Source organism: Mucilaginibacter sp. A5337 (assembly GCF_059690695.1).
The window spans coordinates 600,357-618,422 of the sequence record NZ_JCAWEC010000002.1; the positions used below are offsets into that span (position 1 = coordinate 600,357).

An 18,066-nucleotide genomic window follows, 5' to 3' on the forward strand; every position below is an offset into this window, starting at 1 on the left:
CGTTTGCGTGGATTGTTTGGGCTTATTACTTCCAACTTGCCTATATGATGTGTAATTTGCCGCTTACAAGTATAAACTACTATGTCACTAACCCTGGCATACATCCGTTAACAACCAATGAAGAATTTTTTAGACCAGGATTTTTTGCTTCAAACTAAAACGGCACAGCGCTTATATCACGAGTTTGCGAGCCATCAGCCTATTATTGATTACCACTGCCATCTTCCGCCAGATCAGATTGCCGACGATATCAATTTTAAAAATATCACCCAGATCTGGCTTTATGGCGATCATTATAAATGGCGTGCTATGCGTGCAAATGGAGTTAATGAAGCCTATATCACCGGTAATAAAACGGATGAGGAAAAGTTTACAGCCTGGGCTGCTACCGTACCTTATACTTTAAGAAACCCATTGTATCATTGGACACACCTTGAGTTGCAGCGGTATTTTGGCATCGATGAGTTACTTTCACCTGTATCGGCACAAAAAATATATGCCCAGTGTAACGAAAAACTACAATCGCCAGAATTCAGCATCCGCAATATCCTGAAAAGTAAAAACGTAGAGGTTGTAGGTACAACCGATGATCCACTGGATAATCTTAGTTATCATCAGAAACTGAAACAGGATGCATTCAGTGTAAAAGTCTTGCCCGCTTACCGCCCTGATAAAGCTATGAATGCAGACGATATTGCCGGGCTCAACAAATACATCGACCAGTTGGAAGCAGTGGCAAATGTATCCATATCCAACATTGATGAATATCTTTCGGCGTTAAAAGCAAGGCATGATTACTTCGCCGAAAACGGCTGCAAATTATCCGATCACGGCCTGGAGCAAATTTATGCCGAAGATTATACTGATGCTGAGATAGCTGCCATTTTTACCAAAATCAGGAGCAACGAAGTATTGTTGCCATTAGAGATCCTGAAATTCAAATCGGCTATGTTGTATTACTTTGCCATTTGGGATCACGAAAAAGGCTGGGTGCAGCAATTTCACCTTGGCGCATTACGAAATAACAACGCTCGCGCATTAACCAATTTAGGTCCTGATACAGGCTGGGATTCTATAGGTGATTTTGCACAAGGCAGGGCGTTGTCGAAATTCCTGAACCGATTGGATACTACTAACCAGTTGGCCAAAACGATTATCTATAACCTTAACCCGGCCGATAATGAGCTGTTTGCTACCATGGTGGGCAATTACAATGACGGTTCGGTTGCAGGCAAAATGCAGTTTGGTTCGGCCTGGTGGTTTTTGGATCAGAAGGATGGGATGATCAAGCAATTGAATGCATTATCAAACATGGGCTTACTAAGCCGTTTGGTAGGGATGCTTACAGATTCACGAAGCTTTATGTCATTCCCGAGGCATGAGTATTTCCGCAGGTTGCTTTGTAACCTGTTGGGCGATGATATTGAAAATGGCGAACTGCCAAATGATATTGAATGGACAGGGAAGATCGTGAGTGATATTTGCTACTTTAACGCCAAAAACTATTTCAATTTTTAAATGAGCAATATTGAAAATACAAAGGGAAGCATCTTGTCTTTTGGCGAACTGTTATTACGTATGTGTCCGGATGGCGAAGGCCAGTGGCTTGCGGAAAATAAGCTGCCATTTTTTATAGGCGGCGCTGAGCTTAATGTTGCCAACGCCTTAGCCTTGTGGGAGCAGCCGATAAAATACTTTACTGCTTTGCCTGATAATGCACTTTCCGAACAGATCGTCAGCTATCTGCAAGGCAAAAATATTGATACCTCAGCGATTCACAAAAGCGGCAACAGGATAGGGCTTTATTACCTTACCCGCGGTAAAGACGTAAAGAATAACGCCATTGTATATGACCGTGCAGGTTCGGCCTTTGCCGATCTTAAACCGGGCATGGTTAATTGGGATGTTGTTTTGGAAGGCGTAAGCTGGTTTCATTTCAGTGCGATTTGCCCGGCCTTGAGCCAATTGGCCGCCGATGTTTGCGAAGAGGTTTTGCAGGCAGCCAGCAGAAAGCACATTACCATATCTGTCGATCTTAATTATCGCCCCAAATTATGGCAGTATGGCAAGAAGCCTGTGGAGATTATGCCAAAGTTGGTACAATATGCCGATATTATTATGGGCAATGTTTGGGCCGAAGAAACGATGCTTGGTATCCCGGTTACGCCAGATATGCATGAGTCGGGCCAGCAAAGCATCTACCTGAAAGAAGGGCTTTATTCGTCCGAAAGGATTATGGATGCTTACCCGCGTTGCCGGGCTGTAGCTAATACTTTCCGTTTTGATGCCGGCAAAGGTGTTGAATATTACACTTCGCTTTATACAGGCAACCGCTTTTATCATTCACCAACCTATACAACCGAAACAGTGGTTGACAAGGTAGGTAGCGGCGACTGCTTTATGGCCGGACTTATTTACGGCTTTTATAACAAGCAGGATCCGCAGCAATTATTAGATTTTGCTACGGCAGCTGCTTTTGAAAAGCTGTTTATTGAAGGTGATGCAACAACAAAAACAGTTAATGAAATTTATAATGCTATGAAACAATGAGTAAAAAAGATATAGTACTTGACGCGATATTAAAGCAGGGCACATTACCGCTGTTCTTTTACAAAGATCCGGAGGTGAGCCTGCAGATAACCCGTACACTTTATAAAGCCGGCATCCGGGTATTTGAATATACCAACCGTGGCCCGGCTGCCCTTGAAAATTTCAAGGTTTTAAAACAAGCCCTTGCCCACGGCGAAATGCCTGGCTTGGAATTAGGTATCGGCACCATTAAAAGTGTTCAGGAAGCTGAGGCTTTTATTGCTGCCGGGGCTGATTTTATCGTGTCGCCGATTGTTAACCCCGAAGTAGGCAAACTTGCAGCGCAGCATAACTTGTTGTGGATTCCGGGGAGCATGACACCAACCGAGATCTATTTAGCCCAACAAAACGGTGCTGCTTTAATAAAAATATTCCCGGCCAATATATTGGGGCCGGAATTTGTATCGTCTATCAGGGATTTATTTGCCGGTCAGTTGTTCATGCCAACGGGTGGGGTTGACTTGAGCCATGACAGCATCAGTACCTGGTTTAAAGCCGGTGTATGCGCGGTGGGAATGGGCAGCAAGCTCATTAGCAAAAGCGTACTCGAAAACCAGGAGTACGACAAGCTGTATAACGATACTTTGAAGCTGCTGGAAATAGTACAAACCATTAAATAGCCAGTTAACCTAAATTATAATGAGAGAAGAAAAAGTTGGAAACTACCGGTGGGTTATCTGCTCATTGGTGTTTTTCGCAACAACCGTTAATTACCTTGACCGGGCAGTGATCAGTCTGCTTAAATCAGACCTTACAAAGGAGTTTAAGTGGAATGATGGCGATTATGCCAATATTGAGATAGCGTTTAAAATAGCATATTCTATAGGTCTGCTGGCTGCCGGCAGGATCATTGACAAGATCGGCACCAAGCTTGGATATTTCCTTTCAACGCTGCTGTGGAGTATTTCGGCTGTATGCCATGCTTTTGTAGGCAGCACATTCGGCTTTGGTGTAGTACGTTCTGCCTTGGGTATCAGTGAAGCCGGAAACTTTCCTGCAGCTATTAAAACCGTTGCAGAGTGGTTCCCCAAAAAGGAGCGTGCTTTTGCTACAGGAATTTTTAATTCAGGAGCTAACATAGGTGCGATAGTAGCTCCGTTAACGGTTCCGTTTATAGCGGTAGCCTGGGGATGGCGTTGGGCATTTATTATAACCGGTTCAATCGGTTTTATTTGGCTGGTACTTTGGCAGGTAATTTACCGCGCACCTGCGCAACACAGTAAAGTATCAAAGGCCGAGCTTGATTACATTAACAGCGATCATGACAGCCAAACCGAAGCTTTGCAGCCTGTTGAACAAAAGAAAATATCATGGGGTAAACTGCTTTCGTTTAAGCAAACCTGGGCATTTGTAATAGGGAAATTCCTTACCGACCCTATATGGTGGTTTTACCTGTTTTGGTTACCCGATTTTTTGGAGAGCCAGTATAACTTAAAGGGCACGCAAATAGCTATACCTGTTGCGCTGGTTTATACCATGTCTACCTTTGGTAGCGTTGGCGGTGGCTGGTTGCCCATGAACCTGATCAAAAAAGATTGGCCGGTGTTTAAAGCCCGTAAAACATCTATGTTTATTTACGCACTGGCAGTAATACCCATCATATTTGCTCAAATTTTGGGCGGTGTAAATATGTGGCTTGCGGTTATAGTAATAGGAATAGCAGCATCAGCGCACCAGGCCTGGAGTGCCAATATTTTCACTACAGTTTCCGATATGTTCCCCAAACGTACTATTGGTTCGGTAACTGGTTTGGGTGGAATGTTTGGGTCTATTGGAGGGGTTTTCCTGTCGCTTGCCGTACAAAAAAACTTGTTCGTTTATTACCGTTCAATCCATAAAATTGAGATTGCCTATTACATTATGTTTTTTGTTTGCGGAAGCGCTTACATTTTAGCCTGGCTCATCATGCACTTTTTAGTGCCCCGGATGAAACCAATTGAGTTAGACTAAACTGATTGAATTATTACGCAGAAAGCCGGGGCATTAGCCCCGGCTTTCTTTTTTATAAAGAATGACTTACTGCCTGTTCGGCAAGTTCATCTATCCAGCTTGAAAGGTAGGGCTCTGTGCCATCAAGCCTGATCCATTCGCCGTCTTGATCCCTGGCTATTACCAAATGCAGCGTTTCATCTATCGATTTAAATTCATAGGCATTTGGGTAACCGGGACGGGTTACCTGTTGCGCTATACCGTCAATTTCACTATCGGTTCCTGTAAGTGTAGCATCAAATTGCTGTTCCATAATATTTACGATTTATTAACCTAACATGGCTTAGATAACTTCTGTTTGCGCCGGCATCAGGTAAGTCGCTATATTATTTGTTTTTAAGCTGATAAAATTGTTTTTTAAATTTAACACAGCTAAAACTTTTAATATACGAGTTATGTTTTGTTAACAATTATAAACCATGAACAGAAGGCTCAGCACAAAATATTTCCAGGTATCGCAAAGGGTATGGGGAACCAAATTATTGTTTGTTAACGTTTACATGATAGCTAACCGTCCCGGTGCTGCTAAGGGCTGGGTTTTGGTTGACACGGGGTTAAAAGGTTCGGCAGGTAAGATCATTGCCATGGCCGAGGAACTTTTTGGCCCCGGAACAAGGCCGGCAGCTATTGTACTCACGCACGGCCACGCCGATCATGCGGGAGGGCTTGAAGAACTGTTAAAGATCTGGAATGTGCCCGTTTACGCTCATGCACTTGAATTGCCTTATTTAACCGGCCTGTCATCATATCCGCCTGCCGACCCTTCATTACGTGATGGGGTAATGAGCCTGCTATCGGTATTTTTTCCTACAGCGCCCATAAACCTCGGTACTAAAGTAAAGGCAATCGATATGGAGGAAGGGATCCCTGAACTGCCCGAATGGAAGGTCATTCACACACCTGGCCATACACCGGGGCATATTTCGCTGTTCCTGCCAATAAATTCAACCCTTGTAGTAGGCGATGCGTTTTCAACCACTAAGGCCGAATCAGCTTTGTATTCCTTTAGTTCGTTTAAGAAGTTAACCGGCCCGCCCCGGTATTTCACTACCGACTGGGAAGCAGCAGCCGAATCTGTCCGCAGGCTTACTGCTCTTGAGCCTCGCGCGGTGGCAGCTGGCCACGGCCCGGTAATGCGCGGTCGTGAGCTTCATGATGAACTGCACGAGCTGGCAGATAATTTTGAGCAGTTGGCAATACCCGCAAAAGGCCGCTATGTAGGCCACCCTGCCATTGCCGATGAAATGGGCGTAAAATATATCCCGCCATATGTAAGCAGCGGGATATTAAAAGCAAGTATCGGTATTGCAGCTGCACTGGCAACTTTTTTTATTATCCGAGGATTACAGGAATAAAGAAGAATCCCGCCGGTTTGTGCTTACCTTTACCGTGTGGAAAATTTAAAACCAGACCCCAAAATACTCATCGATATTGTACAAACCAGGATGCCTTACGGCAAATATAAAGGTACTATCATAGCCGATATTCCCGTATCATACCTGGAGTGGATGGCCGGCAAGGGTTTTACTAAAGATAAAATGGGGATGTTGTTATCAACCACATTCGAGATCAAAACAAATGGCCTGGGTGAGATCCTTTTCATGGTGAAGAAACAAATCCAAGCCCCCCGGCCCCCTAAAGGGGGAGGATTCTGATAGTGTTTGTTACCACCCTAAATAAAAAAGAAGCACTACACACTGTAATGCTTCTTTCTGTTTTTTGTCGATAACTCCCTTTTGAGGACAGGGACTTTACAACCTGTTAAACCAACCCTTTTTCCAGAATACAAACACCTGTATTATGGCTATCAAAAACATAAACACAATGGCATAAATATAGCCATGGTGCCAGTACAACTCGGGCATGTTATCCGGAAGGATATGGCCTTTATCATCCTGCCGTGAAAAGTTCATGCCGTAAATACCAGCAATGAAAGTAAGCGGAATAAATATTACCGAAATAATGGTAAGCACCTTCATGATCTCGTTCATACGGTTGCTCACCATCGACAGGTATAAATCGATAATGCTTGAGGTTACCTCTTTATAATTTTCAATAAGGTCCATCGCCTGGATGCAGTGATCATAGGCATCGCGTAAAAACAATTTAACTTCTGGGGTTATCAGCGGGCTTTCCGACCGGATCATATCATTGATTTTATCGCGCTCGGGCCAGCTGGCACGACGTACCACAATAAGCGTGCGTTTTAGCTGCTGGGCATCAAACATGATTGTTTTATCGGCACTCTCATAAAGCTTATCTTCAAGCGCATCCAGATGATCTCCAATTTGCGCCAATAAAACAAAATAGTTGTCGATTATGGTATCGGTAAGCGCATAACACATATAACCCGGACCTGCAGTACGAATAGCCCCTTTACCGGCTTTCAATCGCGCCTTTACTGCATCAAAACGATCTGTGTGATCTTCCTCAAAGCTAACAATAATGTTATCTTTAATAATGGCCGAAAACTGGCAGTTGATAATCTCATTTTCTTTATTGAAATGAACTATCCTGCTGGTGCAAAAAGCATAGTCATCATACTCATCAAATTTAGGGCGTTGATGGGTGTTAGCAATATCCTCCAACACCAAAGGATTAATATTGCAATGCAAGCCAATTTGCTCAATCAGGTCGGCATCGCCCAAACCGTTTATTTTAATCCAATGGGTATGATTATCACATTTATGGAGTTGCTTTAGTGCAGTTTTTATGTCCTTGCCTTCACAGGTTACCAATTCAGCCTTATTGTAAGAATAAACTGAGATAATGGGCTTAAGCGCATCGCTGGGCACGTTGATAGTGCCCGGTCTGTCGCCTACATTGCCTGCATGTTTATGTTTTTTAAAGCGTAAACGCTTCAAGTTGCCATTCATTTACAAATAGTTTATTGTTTGCGGCCCCTGGTTAAATAGCAGATCGATAATACTCAGGTTTTTAATAAAGCCCTTCCGGTCTTCAAATACCTGAAAATATGGCTTCTGCTGTATTTCGCGTTCCCTTTTTGGATGGATAGAAAACCGAAAATCATGCAGGTTAGGGTATTCGGGTTGATATTCATCCGTGTAACTTAATTCTGTTTTTATTTTAGTGAGCTTGAGCAGCAGGTTAAAAAGCTCCTGGTTATAATCAAATAAGTAGGTAATTTGTTTTTCATAAAAAGGCGCAAAGTCATCTTCATAAAATTCAAAATAAGCAGAGCGACGGTAGCAAGCCTGTAAGCTCTGCCAATGTAAGCGCTGCCACATAAAATCGTAGCTTATTTTTACGTCTTTAACTTTGGTATGATTTTTTGAACCTTTTATTACGGGCACAACCAATGCCAGCATACCATCGGGCGAATAGATATTAGCCCGGTTGCGATAAGTTTGTTTAGGAAAATGCTCCTCTCTTTCTATCAGTATATCAGGCTTGTACGTGTTTAACTGTACAAAATAATCTACCGGTGGAAGATAAAACATAGGTAATACAGCGCCTTTTTCAATCATATATTTTATGTTTGTGCTCAAAATTGGCGAAAATAATGATAAAAAAGGGCTTTACTAAGTTTGGTATATTAATTTTATACCTGATATCGTTGCTTCCCTTTTGGTTTTTATACATTTTATCTGATATAGCATTCGTTATTATTTACCACATTGTTCATTATCGCCGCGATGTGGTGCAGCAAAATCTCCGTAATGCCTTTCCCGAAAAAACAGATCAGGAGCGCCATGATATTGAACGGAAATACTACCGCTACCTGTCAGATTTAATGGTGGAAACCATTAAAATGATCACCGTATCAGAAAAACAAATTCAGAAAAGGGTTGTGGCTACTAACTCTGATCTGGTTTTCGAGTACTTTGCTAAAGGTAAGAGTATTATTGCAGTTGCAGGGCACTATTGCAATTGGGAAATGGCGGCCCTCAATTTTAATTTCGTTACCGATAAAAGGTTCATGATCGTTTACAAAAATCTATCGAATAAAACGTTCGATGATTTTTTTATTAAAATCCGGTCACGATTTGGCGGGCAGCCGGTAGCCATGAAGCAAACACTGCGCAAAATGGTGGAGTACCGCAAGGAACTCACTGTAACCGTACTGGTAGGCGACCAAACCCCTGTAATGCATGAGGTAAACTATTTTACCAATTTTTTAAACCAACCCACAGCTGTATTTTTGGGGATTGAAAAAATTGCTAAAACAATTGACGCGGCCGTTGTTTTTTACGACATGAAACGGGTGAAGCGCGGGTACTACGAATACACCCTGATCCCGCTTACCGAAACACCAAAAGAAACTGCCGAACACGAAATAACAGATATGCACGTGAAATACCTTGAGGGGATGATCAGGAGAGAACCACAGTATTGGTTATGGTCGCACCGGAGATGGAAGTTTAAGCCGGAGGATTTACATAGATGACCCATACACCTAAAGTTGCTGTAGTTATTTTAAACTGGAACGGCATAAAGTACCTTAAACAATTTCTTCCTTCGGTACTATCATCTACATATCCCAACCTGGAGATTGTGATGGGCGACAATGCTTCGTCTGATGATTCCGTGGCTTTTATGCGCGAAAACTACCCGTCGGTAAGGGTCATCCAAAATGATAAAAATTACGGCTTTACGGGGGGCTATAACCGTGTATTGACCCAGGTTGATGCCGATTATTATATCTTGCTTAACTCGGATGTGGAGGTTATCCCCGGCTGGATTGAACCTGTTATCGAATTAATGGAAAGCGATAGCTTAATTGCTGCAGCTGCTCCCAAAATCAGGTCATACGCTCAAAAAGATTATTTTGAACATGCCGGTGCTGCCGGTGGCTTTATTGATAAACATGGTTACCCGTTTTGCCGTGGCAGGATCTTTTACGAACTGGAAAAGGATAACGGCCAATACGAGCAATCGGGTGAGGTATTCTGGGCGTCGGGCGCATCATTGTTCATCAAAAAGAAAATATGGGATGAAGCTGGTGGCTTTGACGAAAGCTTTTTTGCCCACATGGAGGAGATCGACCTTTGCTGGCGCTTAAAAAACATGGGTTATAAAGTGATGTATTGCGCCGAATCAACTATTTTTCATGTTGGTGGTGGGACACTTAACGCAGAAAACCCATTTAAAACTTATCTTAATTTCAGAAACAACTTGTTTCTTATCAAAAAGAACCTTCCTTTTGGACGTGCGTTTTGGGTGATCTGTATCCGTTTTATAATGGATTTGCTTGCTTTACTCCGTTTTTTAATGGAAGGCAAGCGTAAAGATGCCTGGGCGGTGAGCAGGGCGCACCAAAGCTTTGTGTTAAGCCTTTTTAAGGCGAAAGGTAAAAGGCAAAAGGCGAAAGGCAACGCAGTGCAAAATACCGCAGGTATTTACAAAGGCAGTATTGTTTGGGCTTTCTTTGTGAAAAAGAAAATCCATTTTACTGATCTTGATCCTGCGGAGCTTTAGTGTCGTCTGTACCTTGTTCCGGTTCTTCAGTTTCGTTTATGCCGGGAACCTCTACTTTAATAGGTGGTAAGCCCTTTGGCCATATAACCCGCACATCCTGCTGGCGGAATGGGATATCAATGCCTTCACGATTAAATGCATCGTAAATATCGGCTAATACGCGGCTCTTAAGTTTAAGCCAGGTGTTGATATCGGCAGCCCAGAAAAATATCCTGAAATCAACCGAGCTTTCATTTAAATTATGCAGGAATACAGAAGGCGACGGCTGGGACATGATATCATCATGGTTAGTTAATAAGTTTAATAGTATTGCCTTAACCTGCTCAATATTAGATCCATATGCTACGCCGATGATCAGTTCAACGCGGCGGTTGTTATTGCTTAGCGTCCAGTTAATCACGTGGTGCGATATCAGGTCGCCGTTAGGGATAATTACCTCGGCGCCATCGGCAGTAGCTATTTTACTTGCACGGATACCGATATCCATAATGGTACCCGAGCGGCTGTCTACCTCAATAATATCCCCAACCTGTATCGGTTTTTCAAAAGCCAGTATCAAACCCGATACCAGGTTGTTTACAATATTTTGTAAGCCAAAGCCGATACCAATACCAAAGGCACTTATTATGATGGTGATCTTATCAATAGGTACGCCTGAAGCAGCAACCGCCAAAAAGAAGCCTAAAGCTATCACTCCAATGCGGATAAGCAGGGTAGAAGTACGGTTTTTTTTCTTGGCGACATCAATGTCATTGGCATGCTTGGCAGCAATATCATAAAGGTAACTGATGATTTTCGACGCGATAGACGACAGCCAGATCACCGCTACAAAAATGATCACACTTTGAAATGTGAATTGGGTATTTGTGCCGCCTATGCTTCGGTTCTTTGTCAGGAAATCGCCCAGGTAATCAAATACTGTATCCTCAATATTCAGGTTTTGGGTAAGCATCACCAGCCACAATATAGTAGCAAGTATGGTTAACACGCTCCTGAATTTGTTTTGAAGTAATTTATAGTCGATGAAAGAGGTAAGGTTGTTGCTCTTTTTACCTGCTTCCAGTTGCAGGAATAAGGCTTCCATGATGATATGCACTATGTAATACAAGGCCAGCGCGAGCCATAGGTTATACACCACGCTAACGCCGATAATCTTAGCCAAACTCACCCTGCCGAAAACATTGCATAAAAACGATGAGGCTTGCAGAAATATAAAAACCTTAAGTATAAAACTTGTATAGGGCAGGTAATCATCCTTAGCTTTACGCACTTTTGATAAAAACCTGAAACTTAGCACAGATGCTGCAAGACCTAAAACTAAAATAGCTATTCTGTCGATATTGGTAACCTGGATATAAAGGTTGCTCAGGCTATAAATAAGGGTAATGCCAAATAATTGGAGCATGTAGCGGAACATAGGCGCCGGACAGGCCTTTTTTACCAGGTAAAGTATGGCTATCATCAATACCAGTAAAAACATCTCCAATACCACTACCGGTGGATGATCATAAAAATTAGGCAGCAGCGTAAATGCTAAAATGAGCGAGGACGCGAACGGATAGTTCACTACGTAATTGGCCTGGTCAAATACATTTTCGGGTGCATCATTATCCCGTAAGATCCTTCGGCGACTGGCACGTACCCAAGCAAAAAATGCTAATAAAACCACCAAGCCCGAAAGATGGAGCAGAATATCCCGGCCAATGAAAAAGCTAAACAGCTTGGCGTTCATGTCGGCTGTAGCTTTTGTTGCCGGGCCGAAGTCGCTGCCCTCATCGGCATTCATGTTCCAGATATTACTATATTCCTGCGACATGGCCCGGATACTGAAATCCCTGATTTTGGTATCAATTTGGTCTTTAAGGTCAAGTATGGTAATATAAACGGCAGAAGTTCGGTTTTGCAACAGCCCAATTTTTACCATCACCTTTTTATTGGTAGTATCAAGCCGGTGGTATTTGCTGTCGATAGCTATTTTTTGGATGAGATACGTAGTAGCTAATGAACTATCGGCCGGCAGGATTTTCAGTACGCTATCGCGTGATATGGCATCCAGATCATTTTGATTTTGAACAAGTTTGCTATTGATATCGGCAAGCTGCTCCTGCCACAGGTCAAGCTGGTCATCGCTGCGGGTAAGCACATCTCTGATAGTGTATAGATATCTTAGTGTGCTTGATTTATCATTATCAATAAGCGATTTGATCAACGTAACTCGCCGCTCAAACGATGGCAATTTGGTGCTGATATCAGCAGTGTCTAACTTTTTTGAAAGATTGCTTTTAATCTGGTTAAAAGCAGATGTATAATACTCTACTTTTTGTAGCAAATTATTTACCGATGTGTCTGAACGTTTAAGCGCCCGCATCATCGAATCGCGCGAGAGGATAGAGGCCCGCAACGAATCTCTTACCGAATGTGTTTTTTTCTTTTTGGTTTGAGCAAACGTATTAACACTGGATAGCAGCGTAACAAAAAGTAAACTTAGCGCGGTAACTCTGAATATTTTAAGCATCTGGAACAATAAGCTAAAAGCAATGTTTAAACGCTTTTATGACAAAAGCGTTTTATTTTTTTTATCGATTACACTGATTTTTGTATAATTCCACCGATTTAGTTCGTTAAACGTTTGAAATCATCATTTAAAGTCAATGAAGATTTCATTGAATGTGAGTCAGTCAGCGCTAAATCGATAAAATCTTTTCATCTGCGAAACCGCAAAAAATCGGTGCAATCATATACAATCGGTGAAATCTCAAAAGTTTATTTAACCGACAGATTTTCAATGGCTAATCTGTAGCTATCCATTCCAAAACCTGCAATTACACCGCGGCAATTGGCTGCTATCATTGATTTATGCCTGAACTCCTCACGTTTGTGTACATTGGAAATATGCACTTCGATAACCGGCGTATTAATAGCGGCAATAGCATCGGCTATAGCGATGGAGGTATGAGTGTAAGCACCGGCGTTCATCACAATGCCATCGTAACTAAAACCAATTTCATGCAGTTTATTTATAATTTCGCCCTCAATATTGCTTTGATAATAATCAATAGTGATGTTTGCAAAGCGTTGGCGCAGGGTTTCAAGATAGGTTTCAAAGCTGGCATCGCCATAGATTGATTTTTCGCGAACGCCCAGCAGGTTCAAATTTGGGCCATTTATAATTTGTATCTTCATTAGTTCAAACTTAGCTATAAATCATCAAAACTAAAATCAATTGGATTGGCGTTCGGCAATAAAAGGTTTCCAGGCATATTTAAAGTTAGAGAAATCTCTTTCCGATAACTCTATCGAAGCTTATAGCAGAGACATAGAAAAACTATATCAATATTCAGATTCACAGATAGTTAAACTGAAACCTGAATTAATTACTTTAACTGATTTACGAGGGTTCATCAACTGGATAAATGAGTTGGGGATGATCCCTTCATCGCAGGCCAGGATCCTTTCGGGCATCAAAGCTTTTTATAAATACCTGCTGATGGAGGATATGATCAAAACTGATCCATCAGAATTGCTCGAATCGCCAAAGATCAGGCGCAAGCTGCCTGATACGTTGAGTTATGAAGAGATCAATAAAATTATAGCTGCCCTTGATCTTTCAAAACCTGAAGGCATGCGTAACAAAGCTATCCTGGAAACACTGTACGGATCAGGATTACGGGTATCCGAGCTTACCGAGCTGAAGCTCTCCAACCTATACCTTGATATTGAATTTATAAAGGTGACGGGAAAAGGCAATAAGGAACGATTGGTGCCTATAGGAAGTGAAGCTATAAAAGCAATGAAGCTCTGGATAGAGAATGTAAGGGTCCACAATCCCATCAAAAAAGGAGAGGAGGACTACGTTTTCTTAAACAGGCGTGGTACAAGGCTAAGTCGGCAGATCATTTTTTTAACCATTAAAGGCCTTGCCGAAACAATTGGGCTAAAGAAAAAGATAAGCCCGCATACATTTCGCCATTCATTCGCTACGCACTTGGTTGAGGGCGGCGCTGATTTACGTGCCGTACAGGAAATGTTGGGCCACGAAAGTATTACTACAACGGAGATTTATACGCATTTAGACCGGGAGTATTTAAAAAGTACGATAAGCCAATTTCACCCGCGGAGTTGAGGTCAGATCAGGTACTGATCAATCACATCCTGCGGAATCTTTGCACCGCGTCCGGTAGCCATATCAATCATCACGTAATCAAACCAACCATCGCAGCAGATTTTTTTTGTAGTTTTATTGGTAATGGCAAACTTTACGCGGCAGCCCTTGTCGTCGATACTTTCAATGCCGGTTTTTACAATAAAGTAATCGCCCATGGTTAGGGCGCGCTTATAGTCAACATGCGCTGTACGCACCACCCAGCCAAAGCCGCGCTCCATAAATTTTTCCATGGCCATACCGTAGCAGCGTTCCATCTGATCATAACGGGCAGCCAATACATAATCAAAATATTTGCTGTTATGCACATGCTGAAACATATCGATATCATCAGGGCGTACGCGAAACTCAGATTCAAAAGTGGAAAGTTGGAGTGGTGTATCCATGCAGCAAATATAGTAATCCTATTTAAGCGAAAGGAAGGCCTCCAGTTTCTCATTAAAAACGTTCCCGTGATCGCAATTGGTAAAAAAAACATAGCCGGATTTTCGGGCTTTATCCATCATGAAAGCAGATTGAAAATTGCCATTATTGCCCGAATGCAGGTAAACTGTACCTGATGAACTTTGCGCAATTGCTATGCCCAATCCCCAGGTTGAATAGCCTGCCTTACGAAAGTCTTCGGGAAGCGGAACATTCAGTTGCGGGCGGTACATTTCTCTAAAGCTTGCTGAACTTAATCCTTTGTCTTTCATTAACGCTATGATAAAAGCTGCGTAATCCAAAGCGTTGGTATGCAGGGAAGCTGCAGGATTAAACGTATTTGAATCTATACCTAAAGATGGCAAAATGGGCCAGTTTAATCCATTCGTAGGGTCAATATGCCCATCTTGATGTCCTTTTACCTTGTGTTCCAAAATATATGGGTTAGCAGTGTATGAGCTATGGGGCATATGCAGCAGTTGGGCCACATCTTTTTCAAATACAGGCTCCATATTTTGCAACGACCGGTTAAGCAGATGCGCAACAACTTTACCCAGGTAAAGAAAACCTTCGCCCGAATAGCCAAAGGATGTTCCTGGTTTGAAATTCAAATAAAGCGCACCCGGCTTAACATGTAAAGATGAATCGGCAGGGAAGAAGCGCCAGTTTGGAAAGCCCGATTGATGAGAAAGCACCATTCGTGCAGTAATCAGTTTGTACCTTTCATCCTGTGCGATATCTGGATACGGAAGATATTTATACAAAGGAGTATCCAGATTTAATACGCCCCGGTCAACCAGTTTCATAGCCCAGTAGGTAAATACCGGTTTAGAAAGCGAGGCGGCTTCAAAAATTGATTGTTCATCTATTGGCTTCTTCGTTTTAATATCAGTTACACCTAATGCACGGCGATAAACGATTTTGCCTTTATTGATAAATGCTATAGACAATCCGGGGAGCTTTAGTGAATCCATCTGCTTTTGCAGAAAGCTGTCCATAGAGGCGTTGCTGATGATTTCTCCGGTTGAAGTGGCTATTTGGGCTTCTGATATATTACGAAAAACAAATGAAACTAAGCAGATAAGCATAAATGATCTGCGGCATTTACGGTATAAGTATTGTATGTAATTTCTCATTGGAAGGCCGAGTATAGTGTGTATGCTAATTGAGACGCAAGCATTAACGACATGGTTACAGATTTTATCATATTTTCGCGGCCACACAACTACTAAGGCAAGCACTTTCGTAGAATAAGGGTAATTTATGAGCAAACACATTGTATTAATAGAAGACGAACCCGATATCCTTGAATCTACCACGTTGCTACTTGAAAACGAAGGCTTCCGGGTGTCTGGATTTAAGGCATTTACCACCCTGGAGGAAATGGTAGCCTTACAGCCCGATTGTTTTTTACTTGATGAGAACCTGCCGATTATTAGCGGCCATATAATTTGTATTTTATTTAAATCGAAGCCCGTAACCCGGGAAATCCCTGTGGTACTGATTTCTGCCAACCCGGCAATCAAACAAAAAGCAGCCCTTGGAGAAGCAGACGCTTATATTGGTAAGCCTTTTGAAATTCAGGAACTGGTGGATGTTTTGATGAGGCTGATGATATAGTGCCATTGGCGAAAATCTCCCTTTAATATATTCTATACGGTAAAAAAGAGAGACCGGTTAAGCCTCCCTTTTTTAATAACCCCAAATAAACTTATTGATTGACTCTAAATGATTCCCAGCCACCGATAGTAGCGCGGTTACAGGTCATGGCCTGCGTGCCGTTCTCGCCTGAGATGTACTTGGCGTTATTACCTCTGAACGAAATAGTGCCGTCGGCGTTGCTTACCCAATCAAACTGTTCCCAGGGGCCTATAGACGTGCGATTACAGTTGATAGCCTGGGTACCGTTTTCGGATGACACATATTTACCCGAATTTAACAGGGCAACTTTACCACCGCCCGCGTCAACAATGGTAAATTGCTCCCAGCCCCCGGCAGTTGCCCTGTTACAATTCATAGGCCGTGCGCCGTTTTCACTGCTTACATAGTTATTATTTGAACCTTTAAGGGTTATTGTTTGCCCTATGGGTGGTGTGGTTGGGTTGCTGCCGCCTGCCACAGGCGCCGTCGGGCGCACAGCAGTAAGTGCAATTTGTCCTTTCAGCATCCTGCCGCCATCACCGGTTAACCGCAGATAATAATCGGCAGAGCAAATGGTACCGTCCTCATCCAGTGATAAAAAATTGGATCCGGCAGGCACAAATGATGAGTTTTCACTGGTTTTGGCAATCTGGTTACCTTCATTATATTCATCAAACATGGATATATATAATCCCTGCGCACCACCACGAATCAGGTTATAAAATTGTGTCCACATCATGTCGCCATGTACGCGTTGACGTAATTGCAGGTCACCTGGCAGTACGCAAGGTTGATAATCAATACCGTTGGCGTTACAATAGGTCTGATCGCCTACTTGCGTATTGTTATAGAAGTTGTTGGCTTCAGTTATGGTGCCGATCTTACCGATCATCCATGGCGAGATCATATTTAAAGCGTTAAAGGTTGGTAAAAAGTTAGGCCGTACCTCGCTGGCATTAGGATCGCGCCAATAAGCGGGCACACCTCCTATAACATAACAACCCTGGCTTTTAAACCAATTGATCACATCCAGGCAAACCGCGGCCGAAAACGGGTGATTATCGTCATTAAAACCAAAGCCCCAGATACACACTACAGGTTTCCCATTCTGTTTAGCGTAAGCCGATGAAGTGGTGTAGGCCGACATCTTGTTTGTCCAGTCGGTTTTAATTTCTGATTGCATGTTTGTCCAGCCGCCAACATCGTACATAATATAAAATTTACGGCCGGTAGCCTCAGCGGCGGTTTTAACCTTGGCAGTTATAGCATCCCTTACCGGGCCTTCGCCGCCGGTGGGGTTAAAACGCTGAAGCGCCGCGCAATCAATATTATTTTGCTGCATCCACTGAAACTGCACATTTACCGTTTGATCATTAAAAGAGGAAAACAGTTTTGCAGGGCTGCCATTGTTCAGATTGGCAAACCCAGTTTGATAAGTGCTGGTGTACTCCCGTACATCGGGCCAGGATTTTACACCGATATTATTTGAATTAGGTGCCTGGTTATTGGGGTTTGACCAGTGCCACCATAAGTTAATGGGCGAGCCATCGCCGATAGCAGCAAACCAGCCCTGGTAGCCTACTGTAATTTTACCCACAACATCGCCAACTGCCGAAGCCGCTGTTTTGATTTTTGGCTGATTATTATTCAGTGAATTGGCCTGATTGCCTGCCAGTTCTTTTTTTGAGCAGGCGCTAACAATGCCTATGATAAGCGCGCAGCTTAAAACATAAAGTTTTTTTAAGTTCATAATTTTAGATGTAATTTTTTGATAGATTGGTTTATTAAGCGGAGATACAGGAATAACCTGCAAAAACCTACGG

18 protein-coding genes are annotated in these 18,066 nt (G+C 42.7%); 10 read left to right on the top strand and 8 right to left on the bottom strand.

The window, feature by feature from the left end; all coding sequences use genetic code 11:
- Positions 1-117: 117 nt before the first annotated feature.
- From uxaC to AC59JO_RS07330, 4 genes are read left to right on the top strand one after another with little or no spacing between them, the layout of a single operon-like run.
- The gene (gene uxaC / locus AC59JO_RS07315) at positions 118-1,518 is read left to right on the top strand and encodes a glucuronate isomerase (protein ID WP_413668049.1); all 1,401 of its coding nucleotides are present in this window, start codon (positions 118-120) and stop codon (positions 1,516-1,518) included.
- Positions 1,519-2,550 carry a PfkB family carbohydrate kinase gene (locus AC59JO_RS07320; protein ID WP_497304424.1) on the top strand — a complete coding sequence of 344 codons (1,032 nt, stop codon included), beginning with the start codon at positions 1,519-1,521 and terminating at the stop codon, positions 2,548-2,550.
- Positions 2,547-3,209, top strand: a complete 663-nt coding sequence (locus AC59JO_RS07325; RefSeq protein ID WP_497304426.1) for a bifunctional 4-hydroxy-2-oxoglutarate aldolase/2-dehydro-3-deoxy-phosphogluconate aldolase — start codon at positions 2,547-2,549, stop codon at positions 3,207-3,209. Before AC59JO_RS07320 ends, AC59JO_RS07325 begins: the two co-directional genes overlap by 4 nt.
- Positions 3,210-3,228: 19 nt before the next feature.
- Positions 3,229-4,539, top strand: a complete 1,311-nt coding sequence (locus tag AC59JO_RS07330) for an MFS transporter (RefSeq protein ID WP_413668052.1) — start codon at positions 3,229-3,231, stop codon at positions 4,537-4,539.
- Positions 4,540-4,591: 52 nt separating this feature from the next.
- On the opposite strand, the gene AC59JO_RS07335 is transcribed toward AC59JO_RS07330, so the two are convergent.
- On the bottom strand, positions 4,592-4,831 hold the full coding sequence (locus AC59JO_RS07335; RefSeq protein ID WP_121225340.1) for a hypothetical protein: 240 nt from the start codon (positions 4,829-4,831) through the stop codon (positions 4,592-4,594).
- Positions 4,832-4,997: 166 nt separating this feature from the next.
- Here AC59JO_RS07335 and AC59JO_RS07340 point away from each other — a divergent pair, with 166 nt between their 5' ends.
- Together AC59JO_RS07340 and AC59JO_RS07345 are read left to right on the top strand one after the other, a co-directional pair.
- Positions 4,998-5,933, top strand: a complete 936-nt coding sequence (locus tag AC59JO_RS07340) for an MBL fold metallo-hydrolase (protein ID WP_497304429.1) — start codon at positions 4,998-5,000, stop codon at positions 5,931-5,933.
- 36 nt (positions 5,934-5,969) lie between these two features.
- Positions 5,970-6,233 carry a DUF3820 family protein gene (locus AC59JO_RS07345; protein WP_413668053.1) on the top strand — a complete coding sequence of 88 codons (264 nt, stop codon included), beginning with the start codon at positions 5,970-5,972 and terminating at the stop codon, positions 6,231-6,233.
- Positions 6,234-6,329: 96 nt separating this feature from the next.
- Here the strand turns inward: AC59JO_RS07345 and corA are convergent, their stop codons facing one another.
- Positions 6,330-7,454: a magnesium/cobalt transporter CorA gene (corA, locus tag AC59JO_RS07350; protein ID WP_497304431.1), complete on the bottom strand. Its 1,125-nt coding sequence runs from the start codon at positions 7,452-7,454 to the stop codon at positions 6,330-6,332.
- Positions 7,455-8,066: a WbqC family protein gene (locus AC59JO_RS07355; RefSeq protein WP_497304433.1), complete on the bottom strand. Its 612-nt coding sequence runs from the start codon at positions 8,064-8,066 to the stop codon at positions 7,455-7,457.
- 35 nt (positions 8,067-8,101) lie between these two features.
- On the opposite strand from AC59JO_RS07355, the gene AC59JO_RS07360 reads away from it, so the two are divergent.
- Both AC59JO_RS07360 and AC59JO_RS07365 read left to right on the top strand, forming a co-directional pair.
- Positions 8,102-8,986, top strand: coding sequence for a lysophospholipid acyltransferase family protein (locus AC59JO_RS07360; RefSeq protein WP_413668056.1), 885 nt, complete (start codon positions 8,102-8,104; stop codon positions 8,984-8,986).
- A complete protein-coding gene (locus AC59JO_RS07365) occupies positions 8,983-10,017 on the top strand; it encodes a glycosyltransferase family 2 protein (RefSeq protein ID WP_413668057.1) in 1,035 nt (344 codons plus the stop codon). Before AC59JO_RS07360 ends, AC59JO_RS07365 begins: the two co-directional genes overlap by 4 nt.
- Here AC59JO_RS07365 and AC59JO_RS07370 read toward each other — a convergent pair.
- Positions 9,989-12,532: a mechanosensitive ion channel family protein gene (locus AC59JO_RS07370; RefSeq protein WP_497304435.1), complete on the bottom strand. Its 2,544-nt coding sequence runs from the start codon at positions 12,530-12,532 to the stop codon at positions 9,989-9,991. The two genes, AC59JO_RS07365 and AC59JO_RS07370, sit on opposite strands and share 29 nt — an antisense overlap.
- A gap of 248 nt (positions 12,533-12,780) precedes the next feature.
- Positions 12,781-13,200 carry a type II 3-dehydroquinate dehydratase gene (gene aroQ / locus AC59JO_RS07375; protein ID WP_091206618.1) on the bottom strand — a complete coding sequence of 140 codons (420 nt, stop codon included), beginning with the start codon at positions 13,198-13,200 and terminating at the stop codon, positions 12,781-12,783.
- A gap of 40 nt (positions 13,201-13,240) precedes the next feature.
- On the opposite strand from aroQ, the gene xerD reads away from it, so the two are divergent.
- A complete protein-coding gene (xerD, locus tag AC59JO_RS07380; protein WP_413668059.1) occupies positions 13,241-14,140 on the top strand; it encodes a site-specific tyrosine recombinase XerD in 900 nt (299 codons plus the stop codon).
- Between the two features lie 2 nt (positions 14,141-14,142).
- On the opposite strand, the gene AC59JO_RS07385 is transcribed toward xerD, so the two are convergent.
- Both AC59JO_RS07385 and AC59JO_RS07390 read right to left on the bottom strand, forming a co-directional pair.
- Positions 14,143-14,565, bottom strand: a complete 423-nt coding sequence (locus tag AC59JO_RS07385; protein WP_091206624.1) for an acyl-CoA thioesterase — start codon at positions 14,563-14,565, stop codon at positions 14,143-14,145.
- 18 nt (positions 14,566-14,583) lie between these two features.
- Positions 14,584-15,738: a serine hydrolase domain-containing protein gene (locus AC59JO_RS07390; protein WP_497304438.1), complete on the bottom strand. Its 1,155-nt coding sequence runs from the start codon at positions 15,736-15,738 to the stop codon at positions 14,584-14,586.
- A gap of 127 nt (positions 15,739-15,865) precedes the next feature.
- Here AC59JO_RS07390 and AC59JO_RS07395 point away from each other — a divergent pair, with 127 nt between their 5' ends.
- The gene (locus AC59JO_RS07395) at positions 15,866-16,222 is read left to right on the top strand and encodes a response regulator (RefSeq protein ID WP_413668061.1); all 357 of its coding nucleotides are present in this window, start codon (positions 15,866-15,868) and stop codon (positions 16,220-16,222) included.
- A 91-nt stretch (positions 16,223-16,313) separates the two neighbouring features.
- Here the strand turns inward: AC59JO_RS07395 and AC59JO_RS07400 are convergent, their stop codons facing one another.
- Entirely contained in the window at positions 16,314-17,993 is a 1,680-nt protein-coding gene (locus tag AC59JO_RS07400) for a hypothetical protein (RefSeq protein WP_497304440.1), read from the bottom strand.
- Between the last annotated feature and the right edge of the window lie 73 nt (positions 17,994-18,066).

Bases quoted from the DNA above. Each gene is read 5' to 3' on its own strand.
- AC59JO_RS07320 (WP_497304424.1), top strand. From the start codon at position 1,519: ATGAGCAATATTGAAAATACAAAGGGAAGCATCTTGTCTTTTGGCGAA.
- AC59JO_RS07360 (WP_413668056.1), top strand. From the start codon at position 8,102: ATGATAAAAAAGGGCTTTACTAAGTTTGGTATATTAATTTTATACCTG.
- AC59JO_RS07370 (WP_497304435.1), bottom strand. From the start codon at position 12,532: ATGCTTAAAATATTCAGAGTTACCGCGCTAAGTTTACTTTTTGTTACG.
- uxaC (WP_413668049.1), top strand. From the start codon at position 118: ATGAAGAATTTTTTAGACCAGGATTTTTTGCTTCAAACTAAAACGGCA.
- AC59JO_RS07355 (WP_497304433.1), bottom strand. From the start codon at position 8,066: ATGATTGAAAAAGGCGCTGTATTACCTATGTTTTATCTTCCACCGGTA.
- AC59JO_RS07390 (WP_497304438.1), bottom strand. From the start codon at position 15,738: ATGAGAAATTACATACAATACTTATACCGTAAATGCCGCAGATCATTT.
- AC59JO_RS07335 (WP_121225340.1), bottom strand. From the start codon at position 4,831: ATGGAACAGCAATTTGATGCTACACTTACAGGAACCGATAGTGAAATT.
- AC59JO_RS07340 (WP_497304429.1), top strand. From the start codon at position 4,998: ATGAACAGAAGGCTCAGCACAAAATATTTCCAGGTATCGCAAAGGGTA.
- AC59JO_RS07385 (WP_091206624.1), bottom strand. From the start codon at position 14,565: ATGGATACACCACTCCAACTTTCCACTTTTGAATCTGAGTTTCGCGTA.
- AC59JO_RS07395 (WP_413668061.1), top strand. From the start codon at position 15,866: ATGAGCAAACACATTGTATTAATAGAAGACGAACCCGATATCCTTGAA.
- corA (WP_497304431.1), bottom strand. From the start codon at position 7,454: ATGAATGGCAACTTGAAGCGTTTACGCTTTAAAAAACATAAACATGCA.
- AC59JO_RS07325 (WP_497304426.1), top strand. From the start codon at position 2,547: ATGAGTAAAAAAGATATAGTACTTGACGCGATATTAAAGCAGGGCACA.
- AC59JO_RS07330 (WP_413668052.1), top strand. From the start codon at position 3,229: ATGAGAGAAGAAAAAGTTGGAAACTACCGGTGGGTTATCTGCTCATTG.
- aroQ (WP_091206618.1), bottom strand. From the start codon at position 13,200: ATGAAGATACAAATTATAAATGGCCCAAATTTGAACCTGCTGGGCGTT.
- AC59JO_RS07400 (WP_497304440.1), bottom strand. From the start codon at position 17,993: ATGAACTTAAAAAAACTTTATGTTTTAAGCTGCGCGCTTATCATAGGC.
- AC59JO_RS07365 (WP_413668057.1), top strand. From the start codon at position 8,983: ATGACCCATACACCTAAAGTTGCTGTAGTTATTTTAAACTGGAACGGC.